Source organism: Terrabacter sp. LjRoot27, assembly GCF_964254175.1.
Taxonomy (GTDB): Bacteria; Actinomycetota; Actinomycetes; order Actinomycetales; family Dermatophilaceae; genus Terrabacter.
Genome location: NZ_CAXUSS020000001.1, coordinates 1610065 through 1631491 on the forward strand (window position 1 = coordinate 1610065; position 21427 = coordinate 1631491).

At 72.9% G+C, this 21427-nt stretch carries 21 protein-coding genes; 19 read left to right on the top strand and 2 right to left on the bottom strand.

The window, feature by feature from the left end; all coding sequences use genetic code 11:
• Window positions 1–16: 16 nt before the first annotated feature.
• Both ACSQ2D_RS07505 and ACSQ2D_RS07510 read left to right on the top strand, forming a co-directional pair.
• The gene (locus ACSQ2D_RS07505; RefSeq protein ID WP_435985338.1) at window positions 17–334 is read left to right on the top strand and encodes an acylphosphatase; all 318 of its coding nucleotides are present in this window, start codon (window positions 17–19) and stop codon (window positions 332–334) included.
• A gap of 18 nt (window positions 335–352) precedes the next feature.
• Entirely contained in the window at window positions 353–655 is a 303-nt protein-coding gene (locus ACSQ2D_RS07510; RefSeq protein ID WP_435985339.1) for a chorismate mutase, read from the top strand.
• A 25-nt stretch (window positions 656–680) separates the two neighbouring features.
• On the opposite strand, the gene ACSQ2D_RS07515 is transcribed toward ACSQ2D_RS07510, so the two are convergent.
• Window positions 681–1349: an MSMEG_1061 family FMN-dependent PPOX-type flavoprotein gene (locus tag ACSQ2D_RS07515; RefSeq protein ID WP_435985340.1), complete on the bottom strand. Its 669-nt coding sequence runs from the start codon at window positions 1347–1349 to the stop codon at window positions 681–683.
• 119 nt (window positions 1350–1468) lie between these two features.
• Between ACSQ2D_RS07515 and smc the strand changes: the two genes are divergently transcribed.
• From smc to ACSQ2D_RS07545, 6 genes are all read left to right on the top strand, one after another.
• Window positions 1469–5047 (top strand): chromosome segregation protein SMC, encoded by a 3579-nt coding sequence (gene smc, locus ACSQ2D_RS07520; protein WP_435985341.1) that lies wholly within the window; start codon window positions 1469–1471, stop codon window positions 5045–5047.
• Window positions 5048–5182: 135 nt separating this feature from the next.
• A complete protein-coding gene (locus ACSQ2D_RS07525; RefSeq protein ID WP_020142778.1) occupies window positions 5183–5365 on the top strand; it encodes a hypothetical protein in 183 nt (60 codons plus the stop codon).
• 131 nt (window positions 5366–5496) lie between these two features.
• Entirely contained in the window at window positions 5497–6723 is a 1227-nt protein-coding gene (gene ftsY / locus ACSQ2D_RS07530; RefSeq protein ID WP_435985342.1) for a signal recognition particle-docking protein FtsY, read from the top strand.
• Between the two features lie 268 nt (window positions 6724–6991).
• Entirely contained in the window at window positions 6992–8404 is a 1413-nt protein-coding gene (locus ACSQ2D_RS07535) for an ammonium transporter (RefSeq protein ID WP_435985343.1), read from the top strand.
• Complete coding sequence (locus ACSQ2D_RS07540) at window positions 8401–8739, top strand: P-II family nitrogen regulator (protein WP_435985344.1); 339 nt, start codon at window positions 8401–8403, stop codon at window positions 8737–8739. Before ACSQ2D_RS07535 ends, ACSQ2D_RS07540 begins: the two co-directional genes overlap by 4 nt.
• Before the next feature lie 76 nt (window positions 8740–8815).
• Entirely contained in the window at window positions 8816–11179 is a 2364-nt protein-coding gene (locus ACSQ2D_RS07545; RefSeq protein ID WP_435985345.1) for a [protein-PII] uridylyltransferase, read from the top strand.
• A gap of 86 nt (window positions 11180–11265) precedes the next feature.
• Here the strand turns inward: ACSQ2D_RS07545 and ACSQ2D_RS07550 are convergent, their stop codons facing one another.
• Window positions 11266–11685, bottom strand: coding sequence for an NUDIX hydrolase (locus ACSQ2D_RS07550; RefSeq protein WP_435985346.1), 420 nt, complete (start codon window positions 11683–11685; stop codon window positions 11266–11268).
• Window positions 11686–11774: 89 nt separating this feature from the next.
• Here ACSQ2D_RS07550 and ffh point away from each other — a divergent pair, with 89 nt between their 5' ends.
• The 11 genes from ffh to trmD all read left to right on the top strand — a co-directional run bounded on the left by ffh (window position 11775) and on the right by trmD (window position 21425).
• Window positions 11775–13415: a signal recognition particle protein gene (ffh, locus tag ACSQ2D_RS07555; RefSeq protein ID WP_435985347.1), complete on the top strand. Its 1641-nt coding sequence runs from the start codon at window positions 11775–11777 to the stop codon at window positions 13413–13415.
• 182 nt (window positions 13416–13597) lie between these two features.
• Window positions 13598–13954 carry a hypothetical protein gene (locus ACSQ2D_RS07560; protein ID WP_435985348.1) on the top strand — a complete coding sequence of 119 codons (357 nt, stop codon included), beginning with the start codon at window positions 13598–13600 and terminating at the stop codon, window positions 13952–13954.
• 3 nt (window positions 13955–13957) lie between these two features.
• On the top strand, window positions 13958–15169 hold the full coding sequence (locus ACSQ2D_RS07565; protein ID WP_435985349.1) for a glutathionylspermidine synthase family protein: 1212 nt from the start codon (window positions 13958–13960) through the stop codon (window positions 15167–15169).
• A 59-nt stretch (window positions 15170–15228) separates the two neighbouring features.
• A complete protein-coding gene (locus ACSQ2D_RS07570) occupies window positions 15229–15651 on the top strand; it encodes a DUF350 domain-containing protein (protein ID WP_435985350.1) in 423 nt (140 codons plus the stop codon).
• A gap of 72 nt (window positions 15652–15723) precedes the next feature.
• Complete coding sequence (locus tag ACSQ2D_RS07575; RefSeq protein WP_435985351.1) at window positions 15724–16575, top strand: alpha/beta fold hydrolase; 852 nt, start codon at window positions 15724–15726, stop codon at window positions 16573–16575.
• 10 nt (window positions 16576–16585) lie between these two features.
• Complete coding sequence (locus ACSQ2D_RS07580) at window positions 16586–17674, top strand: amidohydrolase family protein (protein ID WP_435985352.1); 1089 nt, start codon at window positions 16586–16588, stop codon at window positions 17672–17674.
• Window positions 17664–18611 carry a GNAT family N-acetyltransferase gene (locus ACSQ2D_RS07585; RefSeq protein ID WP_435985353.1) on the top strand — a complete coding sequence of 316 codons (948 nt, stop codon included), beginning with the start codon at window positions 17664–17666 and terminating at the stop codon, window positions 18609–18611. Before ACSQ2D_RS07580 ends, ACSQ2D_RS07585 begins: the two co-directional genes overlap by 11 nt.
• A gap of 191 nt (window positions 18612–18802) precedes the next feature.
• The gene (gene rpsP / locus ACSQ2D_RS07590; protein WP_435985354.1) at window positions 18803–19285 is read left to right on the top strand and encodes a 30S ribosomal protein S16; all 483 of its coding nucleotides are present in this window, start codon (window positions 18803–18805) and stop codon (window positions 19283–19285) included.
• A 2-nt stretch (window positions 19286–19287) separates the two neighbouring features.
• Complete coding sequence (locus ACSQ2D_RS07595; RefSeq protein WP_020142764.1) at window positions 19288–19530, top strand: RNA-binding protein; 243 nt, start codon at window positions 19288–19290, stop codon at window positions 19528–19530.
• Between the two features lie 129 nt (window positions 19531–19659).
• Window positions 19660–20187 carry a ribosome maturation factor RimM gene (gene rimM / locus ACSQ2D_RS07600; protein WP_435985355.1) on the top strand — a complete coding sequence of 176 codons (528 nt, stop codon included), beginning with the start codon at window positions 19660–19662 and terminating at the stop codon, window positions 20185–20187.
• Window positions 20184–21425 (top strand): tRNA (guanosine(37)-N1)-methyltransferase TrmD, encoded by a 1242-nt coding sequence (gene trmD / locus ACSQ2D_RS07605; protein WP_435985356.1) that lies wholly within the window; start codon window positions 20184–20186, stop codon window positions 21423–21425. Before rimM ends, trmD begins: the two co-directional genes overlap by 4 nt.
• The last annotated feature ends 2 nt before the right edge of the window (window positions 21426–21427 follow it).

Genomic DNA, 21427 nt, shown 5'->3' on the forward strand with positions numbered 1-21427 from the left:
GGCATACCGTGTCCCGGTGGCTGTGGAGCAGGATGCCGAGGAGACCGGCGCGCCGGTACGCGTGACGATGTTCGTGCGCGGGGAGGTGCAGGGCGTCGGCTTCCGCTGGTGGACGCGGGCCCGCGCGCTCGAGCTCGGTCTGGCCGGGCACGCCCGCAACACCGCCGACGGCCGGGTCGAGGTCGTCGCCCAGGGCAGCGCAGAGGCGGTCGACGCGCTCGAGGCGCTGCTGCGGGAGACCCCGTCGACGACCCGTCGGCCGGGACACGTCGAGAGCGTCGTCGTGCAGCAGGGCGTTCCGAGGGACGGAATCTCCGGGTTCGTCGAGCGCTGACCCGCCTAGGCTGACCGGGTGAGCGACGTGCCCGAGGTCCCCGCCGAGCTCGCTCGGCTGCGCAGCAGCATCGACAACATCGACGCCGCGCTCGTCCACCTGCTCGCGGAGCGCTTCAAGTGCACCCAGCAGGTCGGCCGGCTCAAGGCGGAGGAGCACCTCCCCGCGGCCGACCCCCAGCGCGAGGAGCGCCAGATCGCACGGCTGAGGGCGCTCGCCGACAGCGCGGGCCTCGACCCGGTGTTCGCCGAGGCGTTCCTGGGCTTCATCATCGCCGAGGTCATCCACCACCACGAGCGCATCGCCAACGGCGACACGTAGGCGTCACGCCGGCGAGCCGGACCCCTCAGTAGAGGGTCGCGTCCTGCCGGGCGCCGAGGGCCGCGTCGTACGCCGCTGCCTCGGCGTCGGAGGCGAACCCGCCGGCCTCGCGCGTCATCGCGCCGGCCGTCGGGAGGGTCTTCGGGTCCACGCGGGACTCGCTGTCCCACAGGCGACTTCGCTTGATCGCACGAGCGCACTGGAAGTAGATGCGCTCGACGGTGACGACGAGCACGGACGCCGGCAGCACACCCCTGACCTCGTGGCGGGCCAGCTCGTCGGGGTCCGTCGAGACGACCGCGGTGCCGCGCACGCGCAGCTCCTCGCCGAGGCCCGGCACGAGGAAGACGAGACCCACCCGAGGGTCGGCGACGACGTTGCGCAGGGTGTCGAGGCGGTTGTTGCCACGGCGGTCGGGGATGACGAGCGTGCGCTCGTCCCGCACGACCACGAAGCCGGGTCGGTCCCCGCGCGGCGACTGGTCGAGGCCTCCGTCACCGACGGTGGCCACGACGACGAAGGGCGCCGCCTCGATGATCCGGGCCTGGCTCGGCGTGATGGTCGCGGACTCCTTGGCGAGGCTGTTGGCCGCCGGCGCCGTGGGGTAGACCTCGAGCAGGCGCTCGAGGGAGGTGACCGTGTGGTCGTCGTGACCGTCGTGACCGTCGTGCTCTGCGTGCTCGTCGGCATCCACCCGACCACGGTATGCCGTCCGCCCCCGCACGCGCAGGCGCTCACCTCCCCGGAGCACGGCCCCACGACTAGTACGCTGACCGGGATCGCTGGCTGGCTGGACAAAGGATTTCTCGGGTCGTGTACGTCAAGAGCCTCACTCTGAAGGGCTTCAAGTCCTTCGCCTCGGCGACCCACCTGCGTCTCGAGCCCGGCATCACCTGCATCGTCGGCCCCAACGGCTCCGGCAAGAGCAACGTCGTCGACGCGCTCGCCTGGGTCATGGGCGAGCAGGGCGCCAAGTCGCTGCGCGGCGGCAAGATGGAGGACGTCATCTTCGCCGGCACGTCCGGCCGCGCGCCGCTCGGCCGCGCCGAGGTGGCCCTCACCATCGACAACACCGACGGCGCGCTCCCGATCGACTACACCGAGGTGACGATCGCCCGCACGATGTTCCGCAACGGTGGCTCGGAGTACGCCATCAACGGCACCCCGTGCCGCCTGCTCGACGTGCAGGAGCTCCTCTCCGACAGCGGCATCGGCCGCGAGATGCACGTCATCGTCGGCCAGGGCCAGCTCGACACTGTCCTGCGCGCGACGCCCGAGGAGCGCCGCGGGTTCATCGAGGAGGCGGCCGGCGTCCTCAAGCACCGCAAGCGCAAGGAGCGCGCGCTCCGCAAGCTCGACACGATGGAGGCCAACCTCACCCGGGTCCAGGACCTGACGGGTGAGATCCGCCGCCAGCTCGGCCCCCTCGGTCGCCAGGCCGAGACGGCGCGCAAGGCGGCCGTCATCCAGACCGACGCCCGCGACGCGCGCCTGCGCCTCGTCGCCGACGACCTCGTCCAGCTGACGTCGACGCTCGAGCAGGAGGTCGCCGACGAGTCCGCCCTCATCGAGCGTCGCTCCGAGGTCGAGGCGTCCATCGGCGACCTCGGCCACCGGCTCTCCACGCTCGAGGAGGCCGCCGAGGCCGCCCGTCCGGCCCTGACCCGGGCCCAGGACGAGTACGTCGCGCTCGGCCGGCTCGTCGAGCGGATGGCGTCCACCCGGTCGCTCGCCGCCGAGCGCGTGCGCCTGCTCAGCGAGGACGACGAGCCCGAGGCCCCCGGACAGAGCCGTGACCCCGAGCAGCTGCGCGCCCAGGCCGCAGACGTCCGCGAGCAGGAGACGTTCCTCCTCGAGGAGATCGCCGAGGCCAAGGCCGCCCTCGAGAACGCCGTCCTGTCGCGCACCGAGGCCGAGCGGGGGCACGCCGAGGAGACCACCCGCCTGCAGCGCGAGGCCCGGGCCGCGGCCGACCGTCGCGAGGGCCTGGCCAAGCTCGGCGGCCAGGTCGGCGCCAAGGCCTCGCGCATCGAGGCCCGCGAGGCCGAGGTCGGACGTCTGCGCGGCACCATCGAGGCCGCCCAGGCCCGCGCCGCCGAGGCCGAGCACGAGTTCTCGCGGCTCGAGTCGAGCGTCGCCCAGGACGAGGAGGGCGAGGAGGGGCTCGACACCGCCTACGAGGAGGCCGCCGCGCGCCTCGACGCCGCCGAGGCCGAGCTCGCCCGCTGGAAGGAGGCCGAGGCGACCGCCGAGCGTGCCCGCACCACGGCCGCCGCTCGCGTCGAGGCCCTCGGCCTCAGCCTCAGTCGCAAGGACGGCGCCGCGGCGCTCCTCGCCGCCGCCGACGAAGGCCACCGCATCCTCGGCTCGGTCGCCTCCCTCGTCACCGTCGAGCCGGGCCTCGAGAACGCCGTCGCCGCCGCCCTCGGGACGGCCGCCGAGGCCTTGGCCGTCGGGTCGCTCGACGCCGCCGCCGCGGCCCTCGACGCGCTGCGCGACGGCGACAACGGCCGGGCCAGCCTCCTCGTCGCGGAGTCCGCGACCCGCGTCGACCCCGCGTCCTGGCCGGCGCTCACCGGCGACGCCCGCTGGGTCCGCGACGTCGTCGAGTGCCCCGACTCCGTGCGCCCGGCCGTGGAGCAGGTGCTCGAGCGCGTCGCGCTCGTGCCCGACGGCGCAGCCGCCCGCACCCTCGTCCGCAGCCACCCGGGCGTCACGGCCGTCACCCGCGGCGGCGACGTCTACGCACCCGGCACGGTCCGGGGTGGCAGCACGACCGCGCCCAGCCTGCTCGAGCTCCAGGCCGCCTTCGACGACGCCCAGGACGCCATGGCCCGCGCCACCCGCGAAGGGGAGGAGGCCCGCTTCCGCGTCGCGGGCGCCGACGCCACGCGTGCCGAGCTGGCCGACGCGGTCGAGGCCGCCCTCGAGCGCCTCAACGAGAGCGACGCCCGGATGGCCGCGATCGCCGAGAAGCTCGGCTCCCTCGGCCAGACCCTGCGTGCCGCCCGGTCCGAGGTGGAGCGCACCGAGAAGGCCATCGCCGATGCGACCTCGGCCCTCGAGGCCGACCAGACCGAGCACGCAGCCCTGCTCGAGCGGCTCGAGGCCGCGAGCGGGGAGGGCGACTTCGCCGACGAGCCGTCGACCGAGGAGCGCGACCGTCTCGAGGCCGTCGCCCGCGAGGCCCGCGCCGCCGAGACCGAGCTCCGTCTCGCGCTGCGCACCCGCGAGGAGCGTGCGCGTGCCCTCAAGGACCGCGCCGACGCGCTCGAGCGCGGCGCCCGCCACGAGGAGGAGGCGCGCCAGCGCCTGGCCGAGAAGCGGGCCCGCCGTCAGCGTGAGGCCGCCGTGGCCGGGGCCGTCCGCACCGCGGCGGCCTGGGCGCACGAGCTGCTCGCCGAGTCGGCCGAGCAGGCCGGTCGCGCCCGCGCCGCCGGGGAGGCCGAGCGCACCGAGCGGGACGCCGAGCTCGCCGTCGTGCGTCGTGACATCTCCACGCTCCAGGCCGAGCTGCGCGAGCTCACCGACACCGTCCACCGCGACGAGGTCGCCCGCACCCAGCAGCGCCTGCGCATCGAGCAGCTCGAGACGAAGGCCGTCGAGGAGCTCGGCATCTCGCCGTCCGACCTCGTCGAGGAGTACGGCCCGCACCAGCTCGTGCCGGCCGTGCCGGACCCCGACGCCGACCCCGACGCGGCGCAGCCCGAGCCGGTCCCGTTCGTGCGCGAGGCCCAGGAGAAGCGGCTGCGTCAGGCGGAGCGCAAGCTGAACGCCCTGGGTCGCATCAACCCGCTGGCGCTCGAGGAGTTCACGGCGCTCGAGGAGCGGCACAAGTTCCTCACCGAGCAGCTCGAGGACCTCAAGAACTCCAAGCGCGACCTGCTCGACATCGTCAAGGAGGTCGACGAGCGCGTCGAGCGCGTCTTCGCCGAGGCGTTCGAGGACACCGCGGTCCAGTTCGAGCGCGTCTTCCAGCGGCTCTTCCCGGGTGGCGAGGGACGGCTCGTCCTCACCGACCCGTCCAACATGCTGACGACGGGTCTCGAGGTCGAGGCGCGCCCGCCGGGGAAGAAGATCAAGCGGCTCTCGCTGCTCTCCGGTGGCGAGCGGTCGCTCGTCGCCGTGGCGCTGCTCGTCGCGATCTTCAAGGCGCGGCCCTCGCCCTTCTACATCATGGACGAGGTCGAGGCCGCCCTCGACGACGCCAACCTCGGCCGCCTCATCACCCTCTTCGAGGAGCTGCGCGACAGCTCGCAGCTCATCGTCATCACGCACCAGAAGAAGACGATGGAGATCGCCGACGCCCTCTACGGCGTCAGCATGCGCGGCGACGGCGTCACGACGGTCGTGTCCCAGCGACTGCGCGACGTCGCCGACCGACCCGCCTGACGACACGGCACACGCCCGACGTCCGCACGCCCCCGGGGCGGCGGCGCCGCGAGTGTGCGCCGAACGTCTTCGAGTTGCGAAATCGTCACTCCGTGCTATTTGCGTCACACGGGTCACATGCGTCACTCTTGTCACATGGTTTACCTGGTCATCTCGATGCTCGTCGTCACCGTGCTCGCTGTGGCGGTCGTCGGCGTCGTCGCGGTGCCTGCGCACCGTGGCGGCCGGGACCTGCTCACCGCCAAGGGGGAAGGGGTCGCACGCTCGGCACGTCGCCGGGCCGGCACCCTCGGTCGCCCGCGCGCCCGCACGCACTAGTCGCGCCCGACCGCCTGCCCACCCACCTCGGCCACCGGCCACCGCCGGTGGCCGAGCCGCGTCCGGCTGCACCAGCGGCCCTGCCCGAGTCGTGATCGCGGCGTCCGGGACGTCCCCGCCACCGTGGTTGGATGGCTGACGTGGACACTGTCTGGACATACGTCATCATCGGCGTCGCCATCCTCGTCGGCGCGGTCGCCTACGGCGTCAGCCTCGTGCGCGGCCGCGGCCGCACCGTCGAGCGCGAGGCCCCGCCGGCCCGCCCGGGGCTGCCCGCCGAGGACCTCGACCGCCGGCCACCCAGCGACACCACCGGCACGACCGACACGACCGACACGACCGCCCCACCTGCGGGCGAGGGTGCCACCACGACGCTCGAGCCCGAGGCTCCCACCGCGCCGGAGCCGACGCTCGAGCCGACCCTCGAGCGACCGGAGTCGGCGCGAGGGCGCCTGCAGCGCCTGCGCGCCCGCCTCGCCCGGTCCAACTCCTCCATCGGCCAGGGACTGCTCGCCCTCCTCTCGCGCGGCAAGCTCGACGAGGAGGCGTGGGAGGAGGTCGAGGACACCCTCATCTCCTCCGACCTCGGCGTCGAGGCCACGACCGAGCTCGTCGAGTCGCTGCGCACCCGCGTCAAGATCGACGGCGCCACCGACGAGGCCACGGTCCGCGGCTGGCTCCGCGACGACCTGCTCGCCCTCGTCCAGCCCGAGATGGACCGCCGCATCGCGAGCAGCCGCGTCGGCGACCGCCCTGCCGTCATCCTCGTCGTGGGTGTCAACGGCACCGGCAAGACGACGACCGTCGGCAAGCTCGCCCGCGTCCTCGTCGCCGAGGACCGCGAGGTCCTGCTCGGTGCTGCCGACACCTTCCGCGCCGCGGCCGCCGACCAGCTCGAGACGTGGGGCGCCCGCGTCGGCGTCGCGACCGTGCGCTCCGACAAGGACGGCGCCGACCCCGCCGCCGTCGCCTTCGACGCCGTCAAGGCCGGCATCGAGGAGGAGGTCGACGTCGTCATCATCGACACCGCCGGCCGCCTGCACAACAAGGTGGGCCTCATGGACGAGCTCGGCAAGGTCAAGCGCGTCATCGAGAAGCAGAGCCCCATCGACGAGGTGCTCCTCGTCCTCGACGCGACGACCGGGCAGAACGGCCTCCAGCAGGCCAAGGTCTTCTCCGAGGCGGTCGCGGTCACGGGCATCGTCCTGACCAAGCTCGACGGCACCGCCAAGGGCGGCATCGTCGTCGCGGTCCAGCGTCAGCTCGGCGTCCCGGTCAAGCTCGTCGGCCTCGGCGAGGGCCCTGACGACCTCGCCCCCTTCGACCCCGAGGCCTTCGTCGACGCTATCGTCATGTGACACCGGGGAAGTGCGTGCCCCCAGCCCCGACGCACGCCCCACGTATGCCGTCCGGCCCCGCCGGGCGGCATACGTGCGTCCTGGGCCGGCCGGGCGGGCACGGCTGGGCGGGTCGGCGTCCTCGACGGTCCACCGGCCGGGCGGCCGAGTCCACGATCCGGACGCCCACGGCGGGGGAAACCATCCGCTAACACCGTCCACCCGTTGTTGACACGGCTGTAACAAACGGCGCCGTCGGGCGAAACCGCGCGTCCACAGACTGCTGCGCATGACACCAGCACTGATGCCCTTCGCGGCAGAAACACCAGTGATCAACGAGGCCGCGACCGCATTCATGCTCATCGCGTCCTCGATGGTCCTCCTGATGACGCCCGGGCTCGCCCTCTTCTACGGCGGCATGACCCGGAGCAAGTCCGTCCTCAACATGATGATGATGTCGTTCGGCGCCATGGCCGTCGTCGGCATCGTCTACGTGCTGTGGGGCTACTCGATGTCGTTCGGCAACCTGCAGGACGGTGGCGACGACATCGCCGGCATCTTCGCCAACCCCTTCCACCTCTTCGGGCTCAGCCAGCTCGCCGGTGAGGACGGCGCCCGCCTCATCGACCCGTTCGGGGTCGGCGTCTTCATCCCGGAGTACATCTACGCCGGCTTCCAGCTGACCTTCGCGGTCATCACCGTCGCGCTCATCAGTGGTGCCATCGCCGACCGCGTCAAGTTCGGCACCTGGATCACCTTCGCCGTCATCTGGGTCACCATCGTCTACTTCCCGCTCGCCCACATGGTCTGGGGCGGCGGCCTCCTCTCGGGTGCCGAGGGCGGACTGTCGGCCAAGCTCTTCGGTGTCACGGAGGGTGTGGCCTCGGTCCTGCCCATCGACTTCGCCGGTGGCACGGTCGTGCACATCAACGCTGGTGCCGCGGGCCTCGCCCTCGCCATCGTCGTCGGCAAGCGCCTCGGCTTCGCGAAGGTCGCCATGCGTCCGCACAACCTGCCGCTCGTCATGATCGGCGCGGGCCTGCTGTGGTTCGGCTGGTTCGGCTTCAACGCCGGCTCCGAGCTCGCCGCCGACGGCGTCGCCTCGGCCGTGTGGCTCAACACGACGGTCGCCACGTGTGCGGCCGCGATCGGCTGGCTCGTCGTCGAGAAGATCCGTGACGGTCACGCCACCTCGCTCGGTGCCGCGTCCGGTGTCGTCGCCGGCCTCGTCGCCATCACCCCGGCCTGTGGCGCCCTGTCGCCCGTCGGCTCGATCATCCTCGGTGTCGTCGCCGGTGGCCTCTCGGCCCTCGCCGTCGGCCTCAAGTACAAGTTCGGCTACGACGACTCGCTCGACGTCGTCGGCGTGCACCTCGTCGCCGGCCTCTGGGGCACCATCGGCGCCGGCCTGCTCGCCACCTCCACCGGCCTGCTCTACGGCGGCGGCTGGCAGCAGACGGTCCTGCAGATCCTCATCGCGCTCATCTCGCTCGTGCTGTCCTTCGCCCTGACGTACGTCATCGCGGTGGCCCTCAAGGCCACCCTCGGCTGGAGGATCACCGAGGACGAGGAGTCCGAGGGCATCGACCAGGCCGTCCACGCCGAGTCCGGGTACGAGATCGGTGGCTTCCCCGCATCGGGCGGCCGCACCAGCACCCGTCCCGCCGTCACCTCATCGCAGGTCGAAGGAGCCAACGCATGAAGCTCATCACCGCCATCATCAAGCCCCACCAGCTCGACGAGGTGAAGGAGGCCCTGGAGGCCTTCGGGGTGGCCGGCATGACCATCAGCGAGGCCAGCGGCTACGGCCGCCAGCGCGGCCACAGCGAGGTCTACCGCGGCGCCGAGTACACCGTCGACTTCGTGCCGAAGGTGCGCCTGGAGGTCCTCGTCGACGACGTCGACTCCTCGGACGTCCTCGAGGTCATCCTCAAGGCGGCCCAGACCGGTCGCATCGGCGACGGCAAGATCTGGTCCGTCCCGGTCGAGGAGGTCGTGCGGGTCCGCACCGGCGAGCGGGGCGTCGAGGCTCTCTGAGCGTCGGCGGACCACTCGCAGCACGAAGCACGAAGCAGCACCACACACGCAACTCAAGGGGACGGCGAGACCTGACATGACGGATGTGACCTCACGACGTCTGGACCTCGCCGGCACCCGAACCTTCGCGACGCCCGGCGCGGGCCAGACCCGCCGCCGGGCGCTCGCGGAGTTCGGGTTCGGATGGCTCCAGGAGCTCTGGCGCGAGGCGTGCGCCGGGCGTCGGCACGAAGGTGTCGCCCTCGCAGCGGTCGGCTCGCTGGCCCGTGGCGACGGCGGACCGCTCAGCGACTACGACCTGGTGCTCGTCCACCACCCGCGAGGCCTGTCGGGCAAGGAGGTCGGCGCCTTCGCCGACAAGCTCTGGTACCCGATCTGGGACGCCGGCGTCCGGCTCGACCACAGCGTCCGCACCGTGGCCGACTGCCGGGCCGTCGCGTCCGACGACCTCTCCGCGGCCGTCGGCCTGCTCGACCTCACCCACGTGGCCGGTGACGCCGACGTCGTCAACGCGGCCCGGTCCACCGTGGCGCACGACTGGCGGGCCAACGCCCGCACCCGGCTCGGCGAGATGCACGAGTCGGTGCTCCAGCGCCACGCACGCCAGGGCGACCTGGCCCACCTCATCGAGCCGGACCTCAAGGAGGCCCACGGCGGCCTGCGCGACATGTCGGTCCTGCGGGCCCTCACGGCCGCCTGGCTGACCGACCGTCCGCACGGCGAGGTCGACGAGGCCTACGAGCGCATCCTCGACGTGCGCGACGCCATCCACGTCGTCACGGGCCGGGGGAGGGACCGGCTGACCCGCGACGACCAGGACGCGTGCGCCGCGCTGCTCGGCTACACCGACGCCGACGACCTCCTCACCGACCTCTCGACGTCGGCGCGGACCATCGCGTATGCCGTCGACGGCACCCTGCGCCGCGCCATGCAGTCCCAGCGCGCCCGCACCCTGCGCGTCGGCCCCCGCCGCCCGCAGCTGGCCCCGCTCGGCTACGGCCTCTACCGGCACGACGGCGAGGCCGTCCTCGGACCGTCCGCCGACCTGTCGTCCGACCCGATCATCCCGCTGCGCGCTGCCGTCGTGGCCGCGCGCGGCGGCATACCCCTCTCACCGACGACGCTGAAGAACCTCGCCGCCACCGCTCCGGTCCTGCCGGAGCCGTGGCCCGAGGTCGCCCGCAACCTCTTCGCCGACCTGCTCGCGTCGGGCCCCGGGCTCGTCACCGTGTGGGAGGGCCTCGACCTCGCGGGGGTCATCGAGCGGTGGATCCCCGAGTGGAAGGCCGTGCGGAGCCGCCCGCAGCGCAACGCCGTCCACCGGCACACGGTCGACCGCCACCTCATCGAGACCGTCGTGGCGGCGAGCGGAATGGTCCGCGACGTCGCCCGGCCCGACCTGCTCATGCTCGCCGCGGTGCTCCACGACATCGGCAAGGTGCCGGGGTCGCAGGACCACTCCGTGACCGGGGCCGAGCTCGCCGACACCGTGCTCCGGCGGATGGGTGTCACCGACGCCGACCGCCGCACCATCGTGCGCCTGGTGCGCGAGCACCTCACGCTCGTCGACCTCGCCACCCGCCGGGACCCCGAGGACCCGGCCACCATCGCCGCCCTCTCGGAGGCCGTCGACGGGTCGGCCATGACCCTCGACCTCCTGCGCGCCCTCACCGAGGCCGACGCCTCGGCTGCCGGCCCCAAGGCCTGGAGCGACTGGCGCGCCGGTCTCGTCCAGCGCCTCTACCAGGCCTGCCGGACCGCCCTGACCACCCAGACCCAAGGAGAGGGGCCTCTCGTCGTGGAACCGATCGAGACCCTGCCGCTCTCCGATGACGCGCTCGACCGCATCGCGTCCGGAGAGCCCTACGTCACCGTGTCATCCCTCGGTGGCGCCCACCGCATCGACATCATCGACCGCGACCGCGCGGGCCTCTTCGCCGACACCGCCGGCCTGCTCGCCGCGCACGGCTTCGTCGTGCGCTCGGCCATCGTCCGCACCATCGACGGCCTCGCCGTCAACGAGTGGTGGGTCGACTCGCCGGGCAGCGAGACCCCGCTGCCCGAGGTCATCTCGCGCGACCTCGTCCGCGTCGCGAAGGGCGACCGCTCGCCCCTCGGCAAGCTCCAGCGGCGCAAGTCGACGGGGGTGCGCAGCCCCGGCTCGGGCTCCGTCGACTCGACGCGGGCCATGGTCATCAGCAGCGCGTCGGACAGCGCGACCGTCGTCGAGGTCCGCGCGACGGACCGTCCCGGACTGCTCCAGGACATCGGCATCACGCTCGCCCGGGCGTCGCTGTCGGTGCGCTCGGCGCACATCGCGACGTATGCCGGCCAGACGCTCGACACGTTCTACGTGACCGAGTTCGGTGGCGGGCAGCTCGCGCCGGCCCGGGCCGCCCAGGCCGTCGCGATGATCATCGACACCTGCGACGCCGACTGACCCGACGGGTCACGCAACCGGAACGGTGGCGTCTCCGGCGACCGACCGAGCGTGGCCGCGCGCGAGTGTCCTGTTGGTCGACCTCGTCAGTCGAGCAGGCCCGCGTCGTGCAGGTGGGCGAGGACCAACCGGTCGACGGCGGACACCCGGTCGCCCTCCCGGGCCGTCAGCCAGGCGATCTCGTCGATCTCCCGCGACGGCACCAGCTCTCCGCTGTGCGTCGCCGTGTAGCAGGTGAGGCGCACGACGAGCCCGTCCGTGCGGGCGTCGGCCAGCGCCTCGAACGTCCCGACGTGGGCGGCGGTGGTCGGGTCGACGGACACGGTCAGCTCCTCGTCGAGCTCGCGGACCAGCGTCTCGAGGTCGCTCTCGCCCGGCTCGCGCTTGCCACCCGGCAGGTAGAAGCGGTCTCTGCCGGCGTTGCGGGCCGTGAGGAGGCGGCGCTGCTCGAGGTGGATCCACGCGATCTTGTCGATGAACGGGGGCCGGGCACTGGGGTCACTCACCCGCGCGACCCTACGCGGCGGCATACGCCGTCGGGCGCGTGGGAGGCGGTCGAGTCGGAAGTGGTCGGCGGAGCGGATAACCTTGCCGGGTGTTTGCATCCCTGTCTGACCGCCTGACCGCGACGTTCAAGAACCTCCGCGGCAAGGGCCGGCTCACGGAGTCCGACGTCAACGCGACGATCCGCGACATCCGCCTCGCCCTGCTCGACGCCGACGTCGCCCTACCCGTCGTCAAGCGGTTCACCGGGTCGGTGCGCGAGCGCGCCCTCGGGGCCGAGGTCAGCCAGGCGCTCAACCCGGCCCAGCAGGTCGTCAAGATCGTGCAGGAGGAACTCGTCGCCATCCTCGGCGGGCAGACACGCACGATCCGCTTCGCCAAGCAGCCGCCGACCGTCATCATGCTCGCGGGCCTGCAGGGCTCGGGCAAGACGACCTTCGCGGGCAAGCTCGGCAAGTGGCTCAAGGACCAGGGCCACACGCCCCTGCTCGTGGCCGCCGACCTGCAGCGCCCCAACGCCGTCACCCAGCTCGAGGTCGTCGGCGAGCGCGCCGGCGTCCCCGTCTTCGCACCGGAGCGCGGCAACATGGGCGGCCACGACGCCGTCCTCGACTCCGGCGAGGGCACCCGGTCGTTCGGCGACCCGGTCACCGTCTCGCGGATGGGCATCGAGCAGGCCCGCGCCAAGCAGTACGACGTCGTCATCGTCGACACCGCAGGCCGCCTCGCCGTCGACGCCGACCTCATGCAGCAGGCCTCCGACATCCGCGCGGCGATCTCGCCCGACGAGGTCCTCTTCGTCATCGACGCGATGATCGGCCAGGCGGCCGTCGAGACGGCCCAGGCCTTCCACGAGGGCGTCGCCTTCACCGGTGTCGTCCTGTCCAAGCTCGACGGCGACGCCCGTGGTGGCGCCGCCCTGTCGGTCGCCGAGATCACCGGCGAGCCGATCATGTTCGCCTCGACCGGCGAGAAGGTCAGCGACGTCGAGGTCTTTCACCCCGACCGCATGGCGAGCCGCATCCTCGACATGGGTGACGTGCTGACGCTCATCGAGCAGGCCGAGCGCGCGTTCGACAAGCGCGAGGCCGACGAGATGGCCCGCAAGTTCCTCGCGGAGGAGGACTTCACCTTCGAGGACTTCCTCTCGCAGATGAACGCCATCAAGAAGATGGGCTCGCTCAAGTCGATGCTCAAGATGATGCCGGGCATGCAGGGGATGCGTGACCAGCTCGACGCCTTCGACGACCGCGAGTTCGACCGCGTCGAGGCGATGGTCCGCTCGATGACGCCCTTCGAGCGCACCCACCCCAAGCAGATCAACGGTTCCCGTCGCGCCCGCATCGCCAAGGGCTCGGGTGTCACCGTCACCGAGGTCAACCAGCTGCTCGAGCGCTTCGGCCAGGCCCAGAAGATGATGAAGTCGATGGCGCGCGGCGGCGGGGGCGGCCTCCCGGGCATGCCCGGCATCCCGGGCACGGGCAAGCGCGGCAAGCAGCAGCAGCCGCAGCGCAAGAAGAGCAAGAGCGGCAACCCCGCCAAGCGCGCCGCCGAGGAGCGGGCCGCGGCGGAGAAGGCCGCCTCCGGGCGGGCCGCGTCGGCGGCCAGCGCCTTCGGGGCGCCGGGTGCAGGCGGTGCCAACGGCGCCGGCGCGTCCGACGAGGACCCGCTGGCCGGCTTCGACCCGTCGAACCTGCCCAAGGGCTTCGAAAAGTTCCTCGGCGGTCGCTGACCCCGTCACGACCGACCGGTAGGCGGGTCGCCGTCCACGGTGACCGCGACGGCGTGCTGGCCGACCCCGGAAGATTCTGCTCCGGCCGAGGGATCCGACCACGCCCGCGTGTCGTCGGAAGCGCGTCCTGACGAGACGTCACGACGACCCCGGAGCCCGAGGAGACGCGTACCCGCATGCCCATGACCCGCAAGTCCGCCGCCGTCACGGTCGGTGCCGTCGCGCTCGCGTCCCTCGGCATCTACGCCGCGGTCCAGGACGACGACCACGACTACGCCGGGGTCTGCGTCGACGAGGCGACCCGGACGCGCATCGCCGACGAGCAGTGCGACGACCACCACTCGTCGGGCTTCCACGGTGGTCACGGCTGGTACTTCGTGCCCCGCGGCGTCGCGGCTCCGGCCATCGGCGCGCGGGTGGCCGGCGGCTCGTACACCGCGCCGCCGTCGTCGAAGTCGTGGGGGACCGGCTTCAGGGCCGAGGGCGGCGTCGTGACGCGCGGCGGCTTCTCCGGCCACGGCTTCTCCGTCGGCGGCTGACCCGTGGACCGCGTCCCGAGCACGCCGCGTGACGGCTGGCTGCACACCGTCGAGCAGCAGGGGTTGTCGTATGCCGTCGACCGCGCCGCCGACGGCAGTGCCGTCCCGTACTGGGACGAGACGGCGTGCTACGAGCTGACCGAGTCCGACGTCGAGGTGCTCGAACGAGCCACGGGCGAGCTGCACCGGATGACCGTCGCGGCGGTGCACCGGATGGCCCACGACCCGGAGGTCGTCGCCCGTCACGGCCTGCCGGACGGCGCCGGGGCGTGGCTCGCGGCATCGCTGTCGGACCCCGACGCGACCTCGGTCTACGGCCGGTTCGACCTCGCGTGGGACGGCGACGGCCCGCCGAAGCTGCTCGAGTACAACGCCGACACCCCGGCCGGGCTCGTCGAGGCCGCCGTGACCCAGTGGTTCTGGCTCGAGGACCTGCACCCCGGCCACGACCAGTGGAACCTGCTCCACGAGCGCCTCGTCGAGGGCTGGCGCCGGATGCGGGCGCGCACCGGGGTCGAGGTCGTCCACTTCGCCGTCGGTCAGGACGAGCCGACCGAGGACTGGGCGACCGTCGCCTACCTGCGCGACACCGCCCAGGAGGCCGGGCTCGTCGCGCTCGGCATCACGATGGAGGACATCGGCTGGCACCACGGGCAGCGGCGTTTCGTCGACGTGCACGGCGAGCCGATCACGCACTGCTTCAAGATGTACCCCACCGAGTGGATGCTCGACTCGCCCTTCGGCGGCTACCTGCTCGGCGGTGCGTCGACGACGCAGTGGGTCGAGCCGCCGTGGAAGCTGCTCGCCGGCTCGAAGGCGCTGCTGCCGGTCCTGTGGGAGATGTTCCCCGGCCACCCCAACCTGCTGCCTGCCTACTTCGACCACGCCCACGGCATGGCCGCTCACGTGTCGAAGCCGCTCTTCGGCTGGGAGGGAGACGGTGTCGACGTGATCGGACCCGACGGTGTCGAGCGCTCGCCGCGGCTGCGCACCCAGGGCCAGCAGCGGGTCTACCAGCAGTACACCCCGCTGCCCGACATCGACGGCAACCGGCCGGTCTTCGGCACGTGGGTCGTCGACGGCAAGCCGGCGGGGCTCGGCATCCGCGAGTCGACGAACCTCGTGACCAACACCGGCGCCCGCTTCGTGCCGCACCGCATGCTGACGCCGCGCTCGACCCCGGAGCAGGTCGCCTCCTGGGTCGCCGAGCCCTGAGCGCCCACCTCGCCCCCGGACCTGACCCCGTCACCCGACACCCGAACACTGGAGCCTGCATGGACCTGCTCGTCCACACCGGATACGCCCTCGTCTACGCCGTCGTCGGCATCGCCGTCCTCGGCCTGGGCTACGCCGCGCTCGACCTCGTGACGCCGGGCCACCTCGGCTCGCACATCTGGACCGAGCGGTCCGTCAACGCCGCGATCGTCCTCGCGGCCGGCTTCCTCGGCCTCGGGCTCGTCGTCTTCGCCGCGATCTGGACCAACGGCACGGGCTCGCTCGGCGTGGCGCTCGGCTGGTCGGTCGTCTTCGGCCTGCTCGGCGTCGTGCTCCAGGCCCTCGCCTTCCGGCTGCTCGACCTCGTGACGCCGGGAGACATGGCCGAGCTCGTGACGCAGCGCGACTTCCACCCGGCCTCGATCGTGGCCGCGGCCGTGCAGCTCGCCGTGTCGCTCATCGTCGTGGCCTCGATCGCCTGAGCCGTCCGGCGCCCGGCCGGAGCGGGACGCGACGCCGGTGACGGTGCCCGCCGGGCGGCATACGCTCGATGCGTGGTCACCACCGACGGACGCTCGCGGGTGCGGCTGCCCGACGGGCGGCGCGTCGACGTGTGGCAGGGCGGCGACCCGCACGGCGCCCCACTGGTCTTCTTCCACGGCACGCCCGGCGGTCGCCTGCAGGCCGCGCTCGGCGACGGCGCGGCCTCCCGCGCGGGCGTCCGGCTGCTCGCGTTCTCGCGTCCGGGCTACGGCGGGTCGACGGACGCCCCGACGACCCTGACCTCCGTCGCGCTGGACACCGGCTCGGTCGCGGACGCGCTCGGGATCGACGCCTTCGCCGTGCTCGGCGTCTCCGGGGGAGGGCCGTATGCCGTCGCGGCGGCTGCCGTGCTGCCCGACCGCGTGCGCGTGGCCGGGGTCGTCGCCGGCGTCGGGCCGCTGCTCGAGCTCGACCCGGCGGCGGCCGACGACCCCGCTATCCGCGCAGCGCGCCACGGGGACCTCGACGCGGCCATCGCGCTCCAGGACCGTGCGACGACCGACGGCGCCCGGGGGCGCGGGACGGGCACGTCTGCGACGGTTCGCGTGGGCGGCTTCGTCTCGCCCGAGATCCTCGAGCCCTGGACCGGTCGCGGGCGCCCCGGCGTGCCGGCCTACCGCGGGGTGTCGCGCGACGCGCTCGCCTTCACGGCCGGCTGGGACGTCGAGCTCGCAGACGTCCGCGCACCCGTCCACCTCTGGTACGGCGACCGGGACCGCACGGTCGGGCTCGAGCACGGGCAGTGGCTGCACACCCACCTGCCGACGTCCCGGCTCGTCGTCCGGGAGGGTGCGGGCCACCTCGCGACCCTCATGGCGCACTGGGCCGACGTCCTCACGGATCTGGCGCACGACGGAGGTTAGGGTCGGTGCCATGAGTGCACCGGTGCTCCACGTCCGCGGTCGGGTGCTCGTCGGTCCCGACGACGTCGTCGACGAGCTGTGGGTCATCGGCGGGCGCGTGTCGTTCACGCCGCCGACCGACCGCAGCGACGTGCAGACGCTCGAGGGGTGGGTGCTGCCGGGTCTCGTCGACGCCCACTGCCACGTCGGCCTCGGGCCGCACGGGGGCGTGCCGCGCGAGGAGGCCGAGCAGCAGGCGATCACCGACCGCGACCGCGGCACGCTCCTCATCCGCGACGCGGGGCAGCCCGGCGACACGCACTGGGTCGACGAGCGCGACGACCTGCCCAAGATCATCCGCGCCGGCCGGCACATCGCCCGCACGCGGCGCTACATCCGCAACTACGCCCACGAGGTCGAGGAGGACGAGCTCGTCCGTCACGTGCGGCTCGAGGCGCACCGGGGCGACGGCTGGGTCAAGCTCGTCGGCGACTGGATCGACCGCGACGTCGGCGACCTCGCCCCGAGCTGGTCGCGACAGGTGGTCGCCGACGCGATCGCGGCCGCCCACGAGGAGGGGGTCCGCGTCACGGCGCACTGCTTCGGCGAGGAGTCCCTGCGCGACCTCGCCGCCGCCGGCATCGACTGCATCGAGCACGCGACCGGCCTGCGCGAGGACTCCATCGACACCTTCGCCGCCCAGGGCATCGCCATCGTGCCGACCCTCGTCAACATCGCGCAGTTCCCCGACCTCGCGGCCCCGGCGAAGGAGAAGTTCCCCGACTACCACCGCCACATGCTCGACCTGCACGAGCGGCGCTACGCCACGGTCGGGGCCGCGCACGAGGCCGGCGTGCCGATCTACGTCGGCACCGACGCCGGTGGCAGCCTCCCGCACGGCCTCGTCGCGCAGGAGATGGTCGAGCTGACCAAGGCCGGCCTGAGCAACGCCGAGGTGGTCGCCGCTGCGACGTGGGGCGCGCGCGAGTGGCTCGGCCGCCCCGGCATCGTCGAGGGCGAGGACGCCGACCTCGTCGTCTACGCCGCCGACCCGCTCGCCGACGTCACCGTCGTCGGTGACCCGCAGGGCGTCGTGCTGCGAGGTCGCGTTGTCGTCTGACCACCTGCACGAGCCCGCCTCCGACGAGCCGCCGCTCACGGCCGTGGGCGAGCGCGTCGAGGTCCGTCCCCCGTCGACCGCAGACATCGAGGCGTATGCCGCGGCCGTGACCCTCTCGGAACGGCGTCTCGCGGACTTCGCGATGCCCAACCCGCACAACCTGCCGGTCGTCCTCGACAACCAGTCGCCGACGTACCGCACCTTCATGGTGCACGCCCTCGACCCCGAGGGGTCGCACGGCCTCGTCGGCCGCATCAACGTCGCCAACGTCGTCGAGGGGGCCTTCCGCAGCGCGACCGTCGGCTACGACTCCTACGACCCGTATGCCGGCCGGGGCCTCTTCGTCGAAGGGCTGCGCCTCACGCTCGACCTCCTCTTCGCCGACCAGCCGCACGGCATGGGCCTGCACCGCGTCGAGGCGAACATCCAGCCCGCCAACCACCGCTCGGCCGGCCTCGTGCGCTCGCTCGGCTTCGTCCACGAGGGCTTCTCGCGCGACTTCCTCTACCTGCCCGGCATCGACGGGCGCCGGGACTGGCGCGACCACGACCGCTTCACGCTGCTCTCCACCGACTGGCCCGCCGTGCCCTACCGGCCCCACGGCCACCGGCGCCTCGCCTGCGTCGTGAGCGGTGCGGGGTCCACGGCCTTCGGCGCCTACGGCGGCACGAGCCTCGCCTCGGCCGTCGCGGCCGAGCTCGGCATCCCGCTCTACTCCGCGTCGACCGTCGAGAGCACGGCGACGCTCTTCGAGCTGCTCCGCGTCTCTCCCGTCGGCGGGGTCGTCGAGTGTCGGCTCACCGGGCCGGAGCTGCGGATGGGCCTGGCCCGCGCGGGTTTCGAGCCCGCCAGGGTGCCCGTCCTCGAGGGCGCCACCGACGTGTCCCGGCGCGAGGTCGTGCGCCACGCCCTCGCGGTCCGCGCCGCCCACGCCTGAGGGAGCGGACGGCATACGCGGTCGGTCTGCGGGGTGCGTGTCCGGAGCATCCCTTCGGGTCTGGCAGAATGGAGGGCTGTACCCGTCCGGCCCCTTCAGGCTGGACCGGACGCCTACACACCGAGCGTCGGCACCCCGGCTGAACCCAGTCGGTCTCGCCGCGCTCACTACTGGTTGAGGAGACCGCCACCATGGCAGTCAAGATCCGTCTGAAGCGCATGGGCAAGATCCGTGCACCGTACTACCGCGTCGTCGTCATGGACTCGCGCACCAAGCGCGACGGCCGTGCGATCGAGGAGATCGGCAAGTACCACCCCACCGAGCAGCCGTCGCTCATCGACATCGACATCGAGCGCGCGCACTACTGGCTCGGCCAGGGCGCGCAGCCGACCGAGGCCGTTGCGGCGCTCATCAAGATCGTCGACGAGGGCAAGCTCCAGACCAAGGAGCCGAAGACCCCGAAGAAGGACCTCTACGAGGCCGCGATCGCCGCTGCCGGTGGCAAGAACGACGCCGGCACCGACGGCCCGACGCCGCGCAAGAAGGCCGCCAAGAAGGCCGAGCCCAAGGCTGAGGCCAAGGCCGACGAGACCACCGAGCCCACCGAGCCCGCCGCGGCGACCGAGGCTCCGGCCGAGGCCGCCGGCGACGACGCCGCGAAGGCCGAGGCCTGAGCATGCTCGAGGAGGCGCTCGAGCACCTCGTCAAGGGCATCGTCGACCACGACGAGGACGTCGTCGTGGTCCGCAAGGAGCTGCGCCGTGGTGAGCTGCTCGAGGTCCGGGTCCACCCCGACGACCTCGGCCGCGTCATCGGCCGCTCCGGCCGCACGGCGAGCGCGCTGCGCACCGTCGTCGGCGCCCTCGCGGGCAACAACAACGTGCGCGTCGACATCGTCGACACCGACCGCGTGCGCTGAGCGCCGACGACTCCCACGCGAGTCACCGAGAGGGGCGTCCCGGAATGCCGGGGCGCCCCTCTCGCGTCCCCGCGCCCGACCTGCGTGCACCGGTCTCCGAGCGCCCCCAAACCTGAGAGGATTCGGCCCATGAACGTCGTCCTCGCCCGCATCGGCAAGCCCCACGGTCTGCGTGGAGAGGTGACCGTCCAGCTGCACACGGACGACCCCGAGACCCGCTTCGCCGTCGGCACCGTCATCGAGACCGAGGCCGAGCCGGGTTCTGGCGTGCCGACCGCGCTGACCGTCGCCTCGACCCGGGTGCACCGTGGCATCTGGCTCATTACGTTCGAGGAGATCCCCGACCGCGGCGGCGCCGAGAGCCTGCGCGGCACGCGCCTCGTGCTGCCGGAGTCCAACCCCCAGGTCGAGGACGAGGCCTTCTACGAGGAGGACCTCGTCGGGCTCGAGGCCCGCGACCCCAGTGGCGAGACGGTCGGCACCGTGAGCGGCCTCGAGATCGGTCCGGCCCAGGACCGTCTCGTCCTCACGCTCACCGACGGCGTGACGGCCTACGTCCCGTTCGTCAAGCGCATCGTGCCCGTCGTCGCCGAGGACCACGTCGTCGTCGACCCGCCGCCCGGCCTCTTCGACCTCTACCGCGAGGGCACCGAGTGACCGTGCCCGACCCGCGTCCCGAGGCTCGTCCCGACACGCGTCCGGCCCTGCGCGTCGACGTCGTCTCGATCTTCCCCGACTACCTCGCCCCGCTCGACCTGTCGCTCATCGGCAAGGCGCGCGAGGACGGCCTCCTCGACGTCCGCGTCCACGACCTTCGCGACTTCACGCACGACCGGCACCGCACCGTCGACGACACCCCGTACGGCGGGGGAGCGGGCATGGTCATGAAGGCGCAGCCGTGGTCCGAGGCGCTCGACCACGTTCTCGCTCAGGACAACCCGTCGCAGGCGAAGCCGCGGCTCGTCGTCCCCGGGCCCGGCGGGCAGCCGTTCACGCAGGCGCTCGCACGCGAGCTCGCCGACGAGCCGTGGCTCGCGTTCGCGTGCGGGCGCTACGAGGGCATCGACGAGCGCGTCTACGACCACGCCCGCGAGGACCTCGGCCTCGAGGTGTCCGTCGTCAGCCTCGGCGACTACGTCCTCAACGGCGGCGAGGTGGCCGTCCTCGCCATGGTCGAGGCCGTCGGTCGTCTCGTGCCGGGCGTCATCGGCAACGCCGAGTCGCTCGTCGAGGAGTCGCACGAGGACGGGCTGCTCGAGTACCCCATCTACACCAAGCCCGCCTCGTGGAACGGCCGCGACGTCCCGCCGGTCCTCCTCTCGGGCAACCACGGAGCCATCGCCGCCTGGCGCCACGAGCAGCGGCTCGCGCGCACGGCAGCGCGCCGGCCCGACCTGCTCCACGCCTCGCACGCCGCCCGCGACGCCGGCGACGTCGTCATCAGCGCCGCGACACCGGGCGACGTGCCCGAGCTCGCCGTGCTCATGCGCGCGTGCTGGGTGCAGGAGGCCCTCGCCAACGACACGCTCGACATCCCGGCCCTGCACGAGAGCCTCGACGACGTCCGGGCGAGCCTCGACACGACCCAGACCTGGGTCGCCCGCAGCGGCGGCCGGCTCGTCGGCGCCGTGCGGACCGCCCGCGGCGGCGCGGACGACGACTGGTTCGTCGGGCGCCTCTGCGTCGCCCCCGACCTCCAGGGTCGTGGACTCGGCCGACGCCTCCTCGAGCACGCCGAGTCGACGGCGCCGGACGGCATACGCACCTTCACGCTGCACACGGGCGCGCGCAGCACCGACAACCTGCGGATGTACAAGAAGGCCGGCTACCGCCTCGTCGACACGACGGCGCCGATCCCGGGTGCGGTCACGCTCGTCAAGCGTCGCCGCCGCTGACG